This window comes from Streptomyces sp. SGAir0957, assembly GCF_043523415.1.
In genome coordinates this window covers 1,887,503-1,902,217 of the sequence record NZ_CP027293.1, presented here as the reverse complement: position 1 = coordinate 1,902,217, position 14,715 = coordinate 1,887,503, and the positions used below count along the sequence as shown (strand labels likewise).

Annotated in this window: 11 protein-coding genes; 4 read left to right on the top strand and 7 right to left on the bottom strand. The window is 71.7% G+C overall.

Annotated elements, in window-relative coordinates; all coding sequences use genetic code 11:
- The first annotated feature begins 91 nt into the window (after nt 1-91).
- Nucleotides 92-1,138: a bile acid:sodium symporter family protein gene (locus C1N81_RS13575; protein ID WP_394429058.1), complete on the top strand. Its 1,047-nt coding sequence runs from the start codon at nt 92-94 to the stop codon at nt 1,136-1,138.
- On the opposite strand, the gene C1N81_RS13570 is transcribed toward C1N81_RS13575, so the two are convergent.
- The 7 genes from C1N81_RS13570 to C1N81_RS13540 all read right to left on the bottom strand — a co-directional run bounded on the left by C1N81_RS13570 (nt 1,083) and on the right by C1N81_RS13540 (nt 10,971).
- Nucleotides 1,083-2,258: a hypothetical protein gene (locus tag C1N81_RS13570; RefSeq protein ID WP_394437929.1), complete on the bottom strand. Its 1,176-nt coding sequence runs from the start codon at nt 2,256-2,258 to the stop codon at nt 1,083-1,085. The two genes, C1N81_RS13575 and C1N81_RS13570, sit on opposite strands and share 56 nt — an antisense overlap.
- 80 nt (nt 2,259-2,338) lie before the next feature.
- Nucleotides 2,339-4,192 (bottom strand): exo-alpha-sialidase, encoded by a 1,854-nt coding sequence (locus C1N81_RS13565; protein ID WP_394429057.1) that lies wholly within the window; start codon nt 4,190-4,192, stop codon nt 2,339-2,341.
- 270 nt (nt 4,193-4,462) lie between these two features.
- Nucleotides 4,463-5,326 (bottom strand): formate dehydrogenase accessory sulfurtransferase FdhD, encoded by an 864-nt coding sequence (gene fdhD / locus C1N81_RS13560; RefSeq protein ID WP_394429056.1) that lies wholly within the window; start codon nt 5,324-5,326, stop codon nt 4,463-4,465.
- Between the two features lie 7 nt (nt 5,327-5,333).
- A complete protein-coding gene (locus tag C1N81_RS13555; protein ID WP_394429055.1) occupies nt 5,334-6,194 on the bottom strand; it encodes a 2Fe-2S iron-sulfur cluster-binding protein in 861 nt (286 codons plus the stop codon).
- The gene (locus C1N81_RS13550) at nt 6,191-8,014 is read right to left on the bottom strand and encodes an NADH-ubiquinone oxidoreductase-F iron-sulfur binding region domain-containing protein (protein ID WP_394429054.1); all 1,824 of its coding nucleotides are present in this window, start codon (nt 8,012-8,014) and stop codon (nt 6,191-6,193) included. Before C1N81_RS13550 ends, C1N81_RS13555 begins: the two co-directional genes overlap by 4 nt.
- 36 nt (nt 8,015-8,050) lie before the next feature.
- On the bottom strand, nt 8,051-9,994 hold the full coding sequence (locus tag C1N81_RS13545; RefSeq protein ID WP_394429053.1) for a molybdopterin oxidoreductase family protein: 1,944 nt from the start codon (nt 9,992-9,994) through the stop codon (nt 8,051-8,053).
- Entirely contained in the window at nt 9,991-10,971 is a 981-nt protein-coding gene (locus C1N81_RS13540) for a 2-dehydropantoate 2-reductase (RefSeq protein ID WP_394429052.1), read from the bottom strand. The genes C1N81_RS13545 and C1N81_RS13540 overlap by 4 nt, the downstream gene beginning before the upstream one ends.
- Nucleotides 10,972-11,165: 194 nt before the next feature.
- On the opposite strand from C1N81_RS13540, the gene C1N81_RS13535 reads away from it, so the two are divergent.
- The 3 genes from C1N81_RS13535 (at nt 11,166) to C1N81_RS13525 (ending at nt 14,538) form a co-directional block, all read left to right on the top strand.
- A complete protein-coding gene (locus C1N81_RS13535) occupies nt 11,166-12,530 on the top strand; it encodes an OFA family MFS transporter (RefSeq protein WP_394429051.1) in 1,365 nt (454 codons plus the stop codon).
- A gap of 255 nt (nt 12,531-12,785) precedes the next feature.
- Entirely contained in the window at nt 12,786-13,733 is a 948-nt protein-coding gene (locus tag C1N81_RS13530) for a beta-ketoacyl-ACP synthase III (protein WP_394429050.1), read from the top strand.
- Between the two features lie 127 nt (nt 13,734-13,860).
- Nucleotides 13,861-14,538, top strand: coding sequence for a GntR family transcriptional regulator (locus C1N81_RS13525; protein WP_394429049.1), 678 nt, complete (start codon nt 13,861-13,863; stop codon nt 14,536-14,538).
- Nucleotides 14,539-14,715: the final 177 nt, after the last annotated feature.

The following is a 14,715-nucleotide window of genomic DNA, read 5'->3' as shown; positions in this document are numbered from 1 at the left end:
GATCACAGTCAGAGTGGTGTACGGGATTCCCGATCACGGTGGAAGGGAGGACCATGAAGAGGGCACGACCTGAACCGAGAGCTAGGAATCAATGAAACGCCTGCACTGGCCGCGCTGGATGCCGATCGACCCGTACATCCTGGCGTTGATCGGGACCGTGGGGATCGCCGCGCTCCTTCCGGCCCGCGGCACCGCCGCCGATGTCGCCTCGGGCGCCTCGACGGGGGCGGTCGCCTTCCTCTTCTTCCTCTACGGGGCGAGACTCTCGACCCGGGAGGCGATGGACGGACTGCGCCACTGGCGGCTCCACGTCACGGTTCTGGCCTGCACGTTCGTGGCGTTCCCGCTGCTCGGTCTGGCGGCGCGCGGCCTGGTCCCGGTACTGCTCCCGAGGAACCTCTACGAGGGCCTGCTCTTCCTCACCCTCGTCCCCTCCACCATCCAGTCGTCGATCGCGTTCACCTCGATCGCGCGCGGCAACGTCCCGGCGGCGATCTGCGCGGGCTCCTTCTCCTCCCTCGCCGGCATCGTCCTCACCCCGCTGCTCGCGGCGGCGCTGCTCGGCAACAGCGGCGGCGGCTTCTCGGCCGACTCGCTCGTGAAGATCGTGCTGCAACTGCTCGTGCCGTTCGTCGCGGGCCAGCTGCTGCGCCGCTGGGTCGGCGCCTTCATCGCCCGCCACAAGAAGGTCCTCGGCTACGTGGACCGGGGCTCGATCCTCCTCGTCGTCTACACGGCGTTCAGCGAGGGCATGGTGCAGGGCATCTGGCACCAGGTCAGCGCCGTCCGCCTGGCGGGCCTGCTCGCCGTCGAGGCCGTGCTGCTCGCGGTGATGCTGGCGGCGACCTGGTACGGCGCGAAGGCGCTCGGCTTCGACCGGGCGGACCGGATCGCGATCCAGTTCGCCGGTTCGAAGAAGTCCCTCGCGTCGGGGCTGCCGATGGCGAGCGTGCTGTTCGGCGCGCACGCCTCGCTCGCGGTGCTGCCGCTGATGCTCTTCCACCAGATGCAGCTGATGGTGTGCGCGGTGATCGCCAAGCGCCGCGCGAAGGACCCGGAGGAACCGGGCGAGGCGCCCTCGCTCAGCCGAGCCGGAGGGACACGAACCGCGGCCGGTACAGCGCCACGTTCCGGCTGAGGTGCGCCTGGGCGGTGGCGGGCGCCGCGTCGAGCCAGTTGACGTCGTAGCTGAGCACGAGCCGCCCGCTCCCGCTCACGGCCTGGTGCGCCTGCGGGTTGTACGCGGCGACGGTTCCGTCCGGCAGCGGCGCCGTGAACCCCTTCGCGGGCCCGTGCCAGGGCCCGGTGGGGGAGCAGGCCCAGTACGAGGTGACCGTGGACAGTCCGGCGGTGCCCGCGGCCATGGTGAACAGGACGTACGTCCCCGCGTCCCGCACCACCCCGAACGCGCTGCCCACCCCGCGCCGCCGCCCGTCCCCGAGCACGGGCGTGCCCGGCGCCCCGGCCCGCCAGCGTTCACCGTCCCAGTACCGCCAGTCCCGCGGTGAGCCGAGCTGCCCGCGCTCGACCCGGGCGACGTAGGCGCGGCGCACGGGCGCCTGCCCGTCGTCACCGCCGAACACGTAGGTCCACTCCCCGTCGTCGACCATGGTCGTCCCGTAGAGCACACGCCGGGCCGGGTCGGGCACCTGCCGCTGGTCGAGCACCTGCGTCAGGGAGTCGAGCCGCAGGTCGGGCAGGGTGAGGGTGGCCACCTCGGTCGCCGTGGGCACCCCGTAGATGTAGGGCCCGGTCCCGGCGGTCCGCGTCCACAGCAGCACCCGTACGACCTGCTCCTGCGCGCCCGGCGACCGCGGTTCCACCCGCGCCGCGACGGGCCACCGCCACTCGCCGGCCCCCGTGTCGGGAAACAGCGGTGCGGCGAGGGTCCGCTCGATCCGCCCCGAACGCCCCATCAGCACGGCCGAGTTCCGCACCATCGGCGCATTGGCGTCCCGCCAGGAGTGCGGCTGTCCCGCGAGGTTGGGCGGCGGATGGACGGGCCCGAGATACGTGTCGGAGAACAACCACAGCACGCGCCCGTCGGGCAGCGCGACGGAGTGCGTCCCGTCCCCACCGGTCCAGTCGTCACCGCGGGAGTTGTCGTCCCCGTACCGTTCCCACCGCTCGGTCAGCTGGTCATCGGCCGTCCAGCCGACCACGGAACGAGCGCCGCACGAGGCGCCGCCCCCGCCGTGCTCGACGAGGGCGACCCACACCACGAAGCCGCAGACAAGAGCGAGCACCAGCCCGATCAGGGGCGCGGGGAACCGCGCGACCGGCCGGAACCGGCCGTGGGCCGCCGACGATTCCCCACCACCCCTCACACATCGCGACGCTAACCCCCCGAGCCGACACGATCCAGCGGCAACCAGAGAACAGGCCTCCCACCGGAGGTGACCCGCACATCGTCGAGGGCCCCGGCGAAGAACGCCCGGCTGTCCATCCGCTGCCCCACATGCACCCCGAACGGCGAGTTCCGGCTGACGGACCCGGGCACGGCGGCGGCGCTCCTCACCACGACACCGTCGACGCTGAGCGTGAACCCACCCTCCGAGCGCCGGAGTTCGGCCTGATGCCAGGCCCCGTCGTTGTACGCGGAGCTACTGCTCACCGACACACTCCGCGCAGGACCCGCCCCGTCGCGCGCGGTCATCAACCCGATGATCCGGTTCGAGGCCGGCTCTCCCCGCAGCCACACCTGCGGCTGCGTCGACCCTGTGCCGCCCATCCACAGGAACGGCTGCTCCCCGCTGGTGGCGGTGTACCGGAACCGCACGGAGGCGACGAAGTCGCGGTCGTCCAGGGTCAGCGAGTGCCGGTAGGGCAGCCGCACCGCGTCGTCGACCCCGTCGAAGGAGAGCGCCCGGCCGACCGCCCCGTCGGTCACCGTCGCCCCGCCGAGGACGGCTGCCGGGCGTGCGCCGGGCGCCTGGTCGAGCGTCGTCGGATCGGGCCCGCGCCGCTCCTTCAGCCAGTCGAGTGTGAACCGCGCGAAGCGGATCTCGTCGCGCGCGTCGACGGCGCCGCCCTCGTACAGGAGGCCGACGTGGTCCCGGTCGGCCTGCACCAGGTCCGAGTAGCCGGACCAGTCCGTGGTCACGACGGTGGAGCGGTCGAAGCTGTCCCAGGTGCGGCCGCCGTCGTAGGAGGAGCGGATCGTCATGGTGCGGCGCCGGTCGGGGTCGCCGGGGCAGCCGAGCAGCAGCTGCCGGCCGCCCTTTCCGACGGGCAGGATCGAGCACTGCACCTGCGGCGCGTACAGGTCGGGCAGCGCGGTGAAGGGGCGGGCGAAGGAGGCGCCGCCGTCCCGGCTCACGGTGTGCGTGCGGTGGCCGAGGTCGGTGCCGTCCTGCTCGCGTCCGCTGACGTAGACCGTGCCGTCGGGGAGTTCGGCGAGCGTCATCTCGGACGGCTTCTGACGCCAGGTGCCCGCCGGCGGTATCGGCCAGGTGTCCTTCGCGCCGATCCGCCAGTGTTCGCCGTGGTCATCGCTGATCACGAGCGTGGCGTGGTTGGCGGTGACGCGGCTGCCGTCCCACGTCTCGGCGTTGACCGTGAAGACGAGGCGTCCGCGGTGGCGGCCCTTGGTGAGCTGGATGCCGTGCACGGGCCCGGTCGCGTACCAGGAGTTGAACTCGGGCGGCAGCAGTTCGTCGCTCAGGTCGCGCGGCGCGGACCAGGTGCGGCCGTCGTCGTCGCTGTACTGGAGGTGCGGGGTGCGGTCGCACGGGACGGGGCAGTTCCCGCCGCCGGGCAGGCCCGTGTTGTAGGTCTCGGCGAGGAGGATGCGGCCGGTCCGGCGGTCGACGACCGGGGCCGGGTTGCCGTGGGTGTCTCCGGCGCCCTCGTTGACGACCTGGAGCGGTGACCACGTACGGCCGCCGTCCTCGGACCGTTTGACGACGACATCTATGTCACCGGCGTCGGAGCAGTCGTGCGTGCGGCCCTCGGCGAAGGCGAGGAGGGTGCCCTTGACCGTCCGTACGACGGCCGGGATGCGATAGCAGGCGTAGCCGGGGTCCTGCGACGCCTTGAACAACACCTGTTGCTCGAACGGGGGTTGGGGCTCGGCCGCCGTCGCGGTGGTGGCCGGGAGTGCCGCCGCGACAGCTATGGCCGCGGCCGCGGCCGCGGCCGCCACCAGCGATCTCGGCGATCTCAGACGTGCGCGCACGAAGTTACGTCGCATGACGCGACCCACCCTTCAGGTCATACCGCCACAGGGTTATAAAGCAGACATCCCACGTCCAACGTATGCGCCAAAGACGCTACTGGCGTGCCCCGACACCCCACAAGAACCGCGCACCCCCGGCTCACCCCGGCCGGGCTCCGGAACAGGCGCCTCCTTCAGGAACGGAACCCCGGGGCCACCGCTGCGGGCATACCGGAGGGGCCCGGCCGGCGCAGGGGGCGCTCCCCGCCGGTCCCGGGCCCCGCCGACGTGCCGCGGGGAGCGGGCTCAGCCCTGCCGCGGCGAGGCGGCCGTCGCCGCCTCGTGCAGCACGAGCCGGTCCTCACCCGCGTACACGTTCATGGAGGCGCCCCGCAGGAAGCCGATCAGGGTGAGGCCGGTCTCGGCGGCGAGGTCGACGGCGAGCGACGAGGGCGCCGACACCGCCGCGAGCACCGGGATGCCCGCCATGACGGCCTTCTGCGCCAGCTCGAACGAGGCCCGCCCGGAGACCATGAGGACGGACCGCGACAGCGGCAGGTCCCCGCTCTGCAGGGCGCGCCCGACGAGCTTGTCCACCGCGTTGTGCCGCCCCACGTCCTCCCTTATGTCGACGAGGGTGCCCTCCTCGTCGAAGAGGGCCGCCGCGTGCAGGCCACCCGTACGGTCGAAGACCCGCTGGGCCTCGCGCAGCCGGTCGGGGAGCGAGGAGAGCAGCTCGGGGGTGAGCCGCAGCGGGGGAGTGTCGGCGATCGGGAAGCGGGCCGTGGTGCGCACCGCGTCGAGGCTCGCCTTGCCGCACAGCCCGCAGGAGGAGGTGGTGTAGACGTTGCGCTCCAGCGTGATGTCGGGCAGGACCACCCCGGGCGCCGTGCGCACGTCCACCACGTTGTACGTGTTCGAACCGTCCTGGGTGGCGCCCGCGCAGTAGACGATGTTCAGCAGCTCGTCGGCGGCGCCGAGCACGCCCTCGCTCACCAGGAAACCGGCGGCGAGCGCGAAGTCGTCGCCGGGGGTGCGCATGGTGATGGCGAGCGGCTTGCCGTTCAGCCGGATCTCCAGGGGTTCCTCGGCGACGAGGGTGTCCGGCCGGGTCGAGACACGTCCGTCCCGGATGCGAAGCACCTTGCGCCGTTCGGTGACTCGTCCCATGTCCTGATCAGTCCCGGTTCTGTACGTGCTGGTAGCCGAAGCGGCCCTTGATGCAGAGGTTGCCGTGCGTCACCGGATTGTCGTGCGGCGACGTGACCTTCACGATCTCATTGTCCTGCACATGGAGCGTGAGGTTGCAGCCGACTCCGCAGTAGGCGCACACCGTCACGGTCTCCGACTGTGCCGACTCGTTCCAGGTACCCGCCGCACGCATGTCGAACTCCGACTTGAACGACAACGCTCCCGTCGGACACACCTCGATGCAGTTGCCGCAGTACACACATGCCGACTCGGTGAGCGGCGCGTCCTGCTCCACCGCGATACGTGCGTCGAAACCGCGCCCGGCGACCGAGATCGCGAAGGTGTTCTGCCACTGGTCGCCACAGGCGTCGACACACTTGTAGCAGAGGATGCATTTGCCGTAGTCGCGCACGTAGAGGTCGTTGTCGATCCGGGGCTCCTCACCGAGCCGCTCGGCGTCCGGGCCGAACCGGTCGGGCTGCGCCCCGTACTCCTTGAGCCAGCTTGCGACCTGCGGAGTCGTCGACAGGTCGACCGACGACGCGAGGAGTTCGAGGACGACCTTGCGGCTGTGCCGGGTCCGCTCGGTGTCGGTGCGCACCTCCATCCCCGGCTCGGCCTTCCGGGAACACGCGGGTACGAGCGTGCGCGCCCCCTCCACCTCCACGACACACACCCGGCAGGCGTTCTTCGGCGTGAGGGTGTCTCCCTGGCACAGGGTCGGTACGTCCTTCCCGGCGGCGCGGCACGCGTCGAGGAGCGTGGACCCCTCGGGCGCGCGGACCGGCTCCCCGTCGAGCGTGAACTCCAGGAGGCGACGCGGGATACCCAGCTCGGTGACGGTCATGACGCGTAGACCCCCAGGCGGTCGATGGCGGACTCGATGGCGTTCCAGGCGGTCTGGCCGAGACCGCAGATCGAGGCGTCCTGCATGGTGCGGCCCACCTCGCGCAGCAGGGCGATGTCGTCGTCGGCGGCGATGCCCTTCTTCTCGGCGATCCGGTGCAGCGCCTCCTGCTGCCGCACCGTCCCCACCCGGCACGGCACGCACTGCCCGCAGGACTCCTCGCGGAAGAACTGGGCGATGCGCAGCAGCACGCGGGGGAGCGGCACCGCGTCGTCGAGGGCCATGACCACCCCGGAGCCGAGCGTGGTGCCCGCGGCGCGGGTGCCCTCGAAGGTGAGCGGGATGTCCAGTTCGTCGGGGCGCACGAAGCCGCCCGCGGCGCCGCCGAGGAGGATCGCGCGGAGCGGGTTCGGGGTTCCGGCGAGGGCAAGGAGGTCGCCGAGGGTGGCGCCGAAGGGCAGCTCGTAGACCCCGGGCCGGTCCACGGCGCCGGAGACGCAGAACAGCTTGGGCCCGGTGGACCGCCCGGTGCCGATGGCCGCGTACGCCTGCGCGCCCATGGTCAGGATGGGCAGCACATTGACGAGCGTCTCGACGTTGTTGGCGGCGGTCGGCTTGCCGAACAGGCCCTTCTCGACGGGGAACGGCGGCTTGGAACGCGGCTCGCCCCGGTACCCCTCGATCGAGTTGAACAGCGCGGTCTCCTCCCCGCAGATGTAGGCGCCCGCGCCGCGCCGAATCTCGATGTCGAAGGAGAACCCCTGCCCGAGGATGTCGGGCCCCAGGAACCCGCGCGCCCGCGCCTCCTCGACGGCATGGCTCATCCGGGCGAGCGCGAGCGGATACTCGCCGCGCAGATAGAGGAAGCCGCGCCGGGCCCCGACCGCGTACGCCGCGATGGTCATGGCCTCGACCAGCGCGTACGGGTCACCTTCCAGCAGGACGCGGTCCTTGAAGGTGCCGGGCTCGGACTCGTCGGCGTTGCACACGAGGTAGTGCGGCTGATCCGGCTGCGCGGCGGTGCCCTGCCACTTCCGCCCGGTGGGGAAGGCGGCCCCGCCCCGCCCGACGAGCCCGGCGTCGGTCACTTCCTGGATGACGGCGGCGGGCCCGAGGGCGAAGGCGCGCCGGAGGGCGGAGTAGCCGCCGGCGGCGCGATAGGAGTCGAGGGAGGCGGGGTCGACGACTCCGATGCGGCGCAGCAGTATCGGCTCCGCCGCGTAGGCCGGCGCATCCGGCGACGAATGCAGCCCCGACTTCAGCCCCTCCGGCGATTGAGGAGCGGGGTCCGGGGCGGAGCCCCGCAACGGCGCGAGCGGCACGGCCGACGCGGAAGACCCGGCCCGCACCAGCAGCGCGGCGGGCGCCCGCTCACACAATCCCAGACACGCCGACTCGGCCACATACACATCAGGCCCGAACCGCTCCCGCGCCGAGCCACACATATCCGGACCCGAGACTCGCGCACACGCCAGATCCGTACACACATGCACCACCGTCGCGGCCCGCTCCCGCAAGGAGAACATGGAGTAGAACGTGGCCACCCCGTACGCCTCCGCAGGCGGCACGGTCAGCCGCCGGCACAGATAGCCGAGCGCGCCCGGGCTGATCCACCCGACCCGGTCGTTGACCGCGTGCAACCCCGGAAGCAGCAGATCCCGCCGCTCCCGCACAAGGGCCCGCCCGCCCCGCGCCCACCGCAGATCCGCGTCGGACCGGTCGCCGGCCCCCTCCCACGCGGACTCGGGCGGCCCGAGCAGCGCGTCGACGGCCGCCCGCTCCTCGGCCGTGGGTTCGCTGTCACCGAAGCGCAGATCCACGTGCACCCAGCCCCTTCCCGCCGCTCACACCGCTGCTCACACGTGCAGCTGGTTCAGCTTCTCGATACGTATCGCCGACGCCTTGAACTCCGCCGTCCCGGCGATCGGGCAGTTCGCCTCGATCGTCAGCGCGTTGGTGTCCACCTCGTCGGGAAAGTGCATGGTCATGAAGGCGAGCCCGGGGCGGAGCCCCGGATCGACCCAGACCGGCGCGGTGACCACCCCGCGCCGTGAGGAGACACGTACCTCCTCACCGACCACGACCCCGTACCGCTCGGCGTCCTCCGGGCACAGCTCGACGTACTCGCCGCGGCGCAGCGGCGAGGCGAAACCGCCGCTCTGCACCCCGGTGTTGTAGGAGTCGAGGCGGCGCCCGGTCGTCAGCCGGATCGGGAACGCCTCGTCGGTCAGGTCGACCGGCGGATCGTGCTCGACCAGCCCGAACGGGGCGCGCCGCCCGCGCCGCACCGGGTCGGTGTCCCACAGCCGCCCGTGCAGATAGGAGGAGGGCAGCACGTCCACGTCGGGGCAGGGCCATTGCAGCCCTTGGTGCTGTGCCAGACGGTCGTACGTCATGCCGAAGTGATCCGGCGACAGGGCGCGCAACTCGTTCCAGACGGCCTCGGCGTCCGCGTACTTCCAGTCGTGGCCGAGGCGGGTGGCCAGGTCGCAGAGGATGTCGATGTCCTCGCGGGCCTCGCCGGGCGGGGTGAGCGCGGCCCGTACGCGCTGGACGCGGCGTTCGCTGTTGGTGGTCGTGCCCTCGGTCTCCGCCCACGCGGCCGTCGCGGGCAGTACGACGTCGGCCAGTTCGGCGGTCCTGGTCAGGAAGATGTCCTGCACGACGAGGTGGTCGAGGGCGGCGAGCCGGCGCACGGCCTGCTCGCTGTCGGCCTCGGACTGCGCCGGGTTCTCGCCGATGCAGTACACGGCGCGCAGCCGCCCGTGCTCCATCGCCTCGAACATGTCGGTGAGCGTCATCCCGTACCGCGCGGGGAGCACCGTGTCCCACGCCTGCTCGAACTTGGTCCGGTGGCCGTCGTCGAGGAGGTCCTGGAAGCCGGGGAGCCGGTTGGGGATGGCGCCCATGTCGCCGCCGCCCTGCACGTTGTTCTGCCCGCGCAGCGGCTGCACCCCGGCGCCGTACCGGCCGACGTGGCCGGTGAGCAGGGCGAGGTTGATGAGCGCCCGGACGTTGTCGGTGCCGTTGTGGTGCTCGGTGATGCCCAGCGTCCAGCACAGTTGCGCGCGTTCGGCGCGTGCGTAGGTGTGCGCGAGATCGCGGACGGCGGCGGCGGGGACACCGGTCACCTTCTCCGCGAGCGACAGCGTCCACGGTTCGACGAGCGCCCTGAACTCCTCGAACCCGCTGGTCGCCCGCTCCACGAACGCCTTGTTGTGCAGACCCGCCGCGATGATCTCCCGGGCGACGGCGTGCGCGAGCGGGATGTCGGTGCCGACGTTCGGGCCGAGCCAGCTCTCCGCCCACTCGGCGGTCGAGGTGCGGCGGGGGTCGACGGCGTACATCCGCGCCCCGTTCCGTATCCCCCGCAGTACGTGCTGGAAGAAGATCGGGTGCGCGTAGCGGGCGTTGGAGCCCCACATCACGATGAGGTCGGTGTGCTCGACCTCCTCGTACGAGGAGGTGCCGCCGCCCGAGCCGAACACCGCCGAGAGACCGGCGACGCTCGGCGCGTGACACGTACGGTTGCAGGAGTCCACGTTGTTGGTGCCCATGACGACACGGGTGAACTTCTGCGCCACGAAGTTCATCTCGTTGGTGGCGCGGGCGCAGGACAGCATCGCGAAGGCGTCCGGACCATGTGTCTCGCGGGTGTGCCGGAACCCGTCGGCGGCCAGGGTGAGGGCCTCGTCCCAACTGGCCCGCCGCAGCGGCGACGTGCGGTCGCCGGGTGTCTCGCGCACGAGGGGGTGGGTGAGCCGGGTGTAGCTCCTCGGCGGCTTCCTCCGCGATGTCATGCGGCGTCCCTCCTCATGCCGTCGGCGAGCAGATCCGTGAGGGCGTGCACGGTGCGCAGGGTGGGCACCTCGACACCGGTGATGTCCGCGAGCTCCACCACCGCGGCCAGCAGCACGTCCAGTTCCAGGGGCTTTCCGCGCTCCAGGTCCTGCAGCGTGGAGGTGCGGTGGTCGCCGACCCGCTCGGCGCCGGCCAGTCGCCGCTGCACGGAGATGTCGGGGGTGCAGCCGAGCGAGGCGGCGACGGCGAGCGTCTCGGCCATCATGATCTCGATGACGCGGCGGGTCCCGCCGTGCCGGCACATCTGTCGCATCGTCGCGCGCACGAGGGCGCTGATCGGGTTGAAGGAGATGTTGCCGAGCAGCTTGATCCAGATGTCGGCGCGCAGGTCGGGCTCGACGGGGCACTTCAGGCCGCCCGCCCGCATGGCGTCGCTGAACGCGGTGCAGCGCGCCGACACCGTACGGTCCGGCTCCCCGACGGAGAACCGCGTCCCCTCCAGATGGCGGACGACTCCGGGCGCCGACAGCTCCGTCGCCGCGTAGACGACGCAGCCGACGGCCCGCTCCGGCGCGAGGACCGCGCTCACCGTGCCGCCCGGGTCGACGCTTTCGAGGCGGTGGCCGTCGTGCGGGCCGCCGTGCCCGTGGAAGTACCACCAGGGGATGCCGTTCTGCGCCGCGACCACCGCCGTACGGTCGTGCAGGAGCGGCTCGATCAGCGGCCCGCACGCCGCGTACGAATGCGCCTTCAGACCGAGGAAGACATGGTCGACGGGCCCGATCTCGGCGGGGTCGTCGGTGGCGTGGGTTCGCGCGGTGAAGTCGCCGCGCGCGCTGAGGACCCGGACACCGCTGCGCCGGATGGCCGCCAGGTGCGGCCCGCGGGCGACGAGATGGACGTCGGCGTCGGCGCGGTGCAGCGCGGCTCCGACGTAGGCGCCGATCGCTCCGGCGCCGAGGACTGCGACTTTCACTGGCGTGCTCCGTCCGGTCGAGGGTGCGAAGCGGAACCTGTCTGGTGCGTGGAGCGGAGACTGTCGGTTGAATATTGTCTACAGTATGGAAGTTGGGCCGACAAGGGAGTTGAACCGCATACCGTCGACGGATTTCGTGCGGCTGTGCTCCGACCTCTTCCCAACGCCCCCGCGCCTGCCTACCGTTCTCGATCATGAGGCCCCCCGTCGCACCCCCCGGCTGGAGCCGCTGGCTCGTACCGCCCGCCGCCCTCTCGGTCCATCTCTCCATCGGCCAGGCGTACGCCTGGAGCGTCTTCAAACCACCCCTCGAATCCGCCCTCGGCCTGAGCGGCACGCAGAGCGCGCTCCCGTTCCAGCTCGGCATCGTGATGCTCGGCCTGTCCGCCGCGTTCGGCGGCACGCTCGTCGAACGCAACGGCCCGCGCTGGGCGATGACCGTCGCCCTCGTCTGCTTCTCCTCGGGCTTCCTGCTCTCCGCGCTCGGCGCCGCCACCGAGCAGTACTGGCTGATCGTGCTCGGCTACGGCTTCGTCGGCGGCATCGGGCTCGGCATCGGCTACATCTCCCCGGTCTCCACCCTGATCAAGTGGTTCCCCGACCGGCCCGGCATGGCGACCGGCATCGCGATCATGGGCTTCGGCGGCGGCGCGCTCATCGCGTCGCCGTGGAGCGCGGAGATGCTGGACGCGTTCGGCACGGACAGCGACGGCATCGCCCTCGCGTTCCTCGTGCACGGCCTGGTCTACGCGGTCTTCATGACGCTGGGCGTCCTCCTCGTGCGCGTGCCGGGCAAGGAGGTACGGGCAGGGGAGCGGGGAACCGCGCGGGCGGCGACCCCCACCGGCCCGCAGGTGTCGGCGAAGCAGGCCATCCGCACCCCGCAGTTCTGGTGCCTGTGGCTCGTCCTGTGCATGAACGTGACCGCGGGCATCGGCATCCTGGAGAAGGCCGCGCCGATGATCACGGACTTCTTCCAGGACTCCAGCACCCCGGTGACCGCGAGCGCGGCGGCCGGATTCGTCGCCCTGCTCTCCGCCGCCAACATGGCGGGCCGCATCGGCTGGTCCTCCGCCTCCGACCTCATGGGCCGCAAGAACGTCTACCGCCTCTACCTCGGCGTGGGCGCCGTGATGTACCTCCTCATCGCCCTCTACGGCGACGCCTCCAAGCCCCTGTTCGTCCTGTGCGCGCTGGTGATCCTCTCCTTCTACGGGGGCGGCTTCGCGACCGCGCCCGCCTACCTGAAGGACCTGTTCGGCACGTACCAGGTCGGCGCCATCCACGGCCGGCTGCTCACGGCCTGGTCGCTCGCCGGTGTCCTCGGCCCGCTCATCGTCAACTGGGTCTCCGACAGCCAGGAGAGCGCCGGGAAGCACGGCCCGTCGCTGTACGGCGTCTCCTTCGTCATCATGATCGGGCTGCTCGTCGTCGGCTTCGTCGCCAACGAACTCATCCGGCCCGTCCACCCCCGCCACCACGTCCCCGCCCCCGACGCTCCCGAGGAGTCCTCCGATGACACCGCCGAGCACGACCGCGACCGCCAGCAGCCCGCCTAGGCGGCGCGGTCTCATCGCCTTCGCCTGGCTGTGGGTGGGCCTGCCGCTCGCCTACGGACTGTACGAACTGGTGCAAAAGGCGACACAGCTGTTCACAGGCTGACCGGTCGGTACTCTCAGGAACTCTCCAACCCAGCCCGCGCAATCCTGTGCTTTACCTCACCTCGTACTCACCGGTCGCTGAGCAGACTGATACGTCCGCGGCTCGCGCCTGGCGCGATCCGGGCACACGACCAGGCATACGAGGGGCACTCCATGAACGGTTCGCGCATCGTCGGCATCGGCCACTATCAGCCCGCCGGAATCCTCACGAACGAGGATCTGGCGGGCATGGTCGACACCGACGACGAGTGGATCCGCTCCCGTGTCGGCATCCGCACCCGGCACATCGCGGGGCCCGACGAGCCGGTCGACGAGCTGGCCGCGCACGCCGCCGCGAAGGCGCTGGCCGCGGCGGGCCTGACCGCCGACGCCATCGACCTGGTGGTCGTCGCCACCTCCACCGCCGTCGACCGCTCCCCGAACATGGCGGCCCGCGTCGCCCAGCGGCTCGGCGTCCCCTCCCCGGCCGCGCTCGACCTGAACGTCGTCTGCGCCGGGTTCACCCACGCCCTCGCCACCGCCGACCACACCCTGCGCGCGGGCGCCGCCACCCGCGCCCTCGTCATCGGCGCGGACAAGATGTCCGCCGTCACCGACTGGACCGACCGCTCCACCTGCGTCCTCGTCGGCGACGGCGCGGGCGCCGTGGTGATCGAACCCTGCGCCGACGGCGAGGAGCCCGGCATCGGCCCCGTCCTGTGGGGCTCGGTCCCGGAGATGGGCAACGCCGTCCGTATCGAGGGCGAGCCCGCGCGCTTCTCCCAGGAGGGCCAGTCCGTCTACCGCTGGGCGACCCGGCAACTGCCGCCGCTCGCCAGGCAGGCGTGCGAGAAGGCGGGCCTCGCCCCGGCCGACCTCGCCGCCGTCGTCCTGCACCAGGCCAACCTGCGCATCATCGAACCCCTCGCGGAGAAGATCGGAGCGGTGAACGCGGTCGTCGCCCGGGACGTCGTCGACTCCGGCAACACCTCCGCCGCGAGCGTGCCCATGGCGCTGTCCAAGCTGATCGAGCGCGGCGAGGTGCGCAGCGGGGCGCCCGCGCTCCTCTTCGGTTTCGGCGGCAATCTCTCGTACGCGGGGCAGGTCGTGCGCTGCCCGTGAGCGGCCGGCCGCGGCGGCCCGGGGTGTGACGAGGCCAACTGCCCCTGGTGGTGGTGATTGTGCTCGGTAAACTGTATTCCAAAGACAATCGCAGCCGCGACGATCGAAGCCCACGAGGGGGACCGCGATGTTGTCCACAGGACTGCCGCAGGGGGCGGTGCCCAAGCTCGAACGCCCCGGGCCGCTGCGCGAGCGCGTCTACGAGGCGCTGCTCTCCCTGATCACGACCCGCGCCCTCCAGCCGGGCCAGCACCTCGTCGAGAGCGAGCTGGCCGGACATCTCGGGGTCTCGCGCCAGCCGGTGCGCGAGGCGCTCCAGCGCCTGAACACCGAGGGGTGGGTGGACCTGCGCCCGGCGCAGGGCGCGTTCGTGCACGAGCCGACGGAGGAGGAGGCCGACCAACTCCTCACCGTCCGCACGCTCCTGGAGGCCGAGGCCGCCCGGCTCGCCGCCGCCAACGCGGGCAAGACCGGCATCACCGCCCTGGAAGAGCTCTGCGCCAAGGGCGAGCAGGCCGTCGCCGACGGGGACGTGGACCTGGTCGTCGCGACGAACGCCGAGTTCCACCGCAAGGTCATGGAGCTCGCGGGCAACGTGGTCCTGGCCGAACTCGCCGGGCAGGTCGACGCCCGCGTCCGCTGGTACTACCAGCCCGTCGCCCGCCAGCGCGGCAAGCAGTCCTGGATCGAGCACCGCGAACTCATCGCGGCGATCTCGGCCCGCGACGAGTCCCGGGCCACGGCCGTCATGCGGACGCACACGGAACACACCCGCGAGACGTACCACCACCGCAACCAGGACTGAACACCCCGGCGCGCCCCGACCCCCGCAGCCCTCCCCGTACTCACCCGCGCATCCATCTTTGTCCTGTGACTGGAGAAAGTCATGGGTAATTCCTGCGCAACTTCTTCCCACACCCGGCAGGCACTGCTACGTTCCCCATCGAAAGAACGGCGAAAGTACCGGAGCCCGAAGAGGCGG